The sequence below is a fragment of the Macrococcoides caseolyticum genome, from assembly GCF_002902665.1.
Taxonomy (GTDB): Bacteria; Bacillota; Bacilli; order Staphylococcales; family Staphylococcaceae; genus Macrococcoides; species Macrococcoides caseolyticum.
Genome location: NZ_PPRM01000097.1, coordinates 1 through 679, shown reverse-complemented (window position 1 = coordinate 679; position 679 = coordinate 1). Strand labels below are relative to the sequence as shown.

Annotated in this window: 1 protein-coding gene; it reads left to right on the top strand. The window is 24.0% G+C overall.

Annotated features, from left to right (window positions below):
* Nucleotides 1–124 precede the first annotated feature (124 nt).
* Nucleotides 125–679: AAA family ATPase (locus tag CD152_RS10610; protein WP_240592405.1), on the top strand; the 555-nt coding region annotated here is incomplete at its 3' end.

The window sequence follows — 679 nt, the reverse complement described above, 5'->3', positions numbered from 1 at the left end:
TGTATAAGAGACAGATACTAAGGACGCTCATATTAAGATTTCTGAAAATAATTCAGTCGTATTTAATTTAAAATTTAATGATTATGGAAAAATAAATTCTGAAAAGAATATTGTAAATAATAGTTTGATTAAAAATGTCGCGTATATCGATAATCCTCAGATTTTAGATAATGTCTCTAATAATGCATTTCTATTCATTAGTGATTTAATAGATAATAATATTTTTAACGATGCCCTCAGTAACATGTTAATGCACAAGAATGATAGAGAGCTTACTTTTAAAGAGATTGATAACAACAATAATATTCTTAAAGAAATAAATATGATTGTCAAAGGTAATATGAAAAAAAGAAAAAATTCACTTTCGAAACCATATTATTTTGAAAAAGGAAGTTATCAAATTGAAACTAGAAATGTAGCGAGTGGAATTAAGTCATTTTCAATTTTACAAATTTTAATTGAAAATGGTTGGATAAATGATGAATTATTGCTTATATTAGATGAGCCAGAAACTAATTTACATCCAGTATGGCAGGTTAAATATGCTGAAATATTATATTATTTAAACAAAAAATTAGGTGTGAAGATGTATATAAATACTCATAGTACACATATAATTGAAGCTTTTCAAATACTATCTAAAAATGATGATACTACTAATTTTTATATGCTTGAAGAT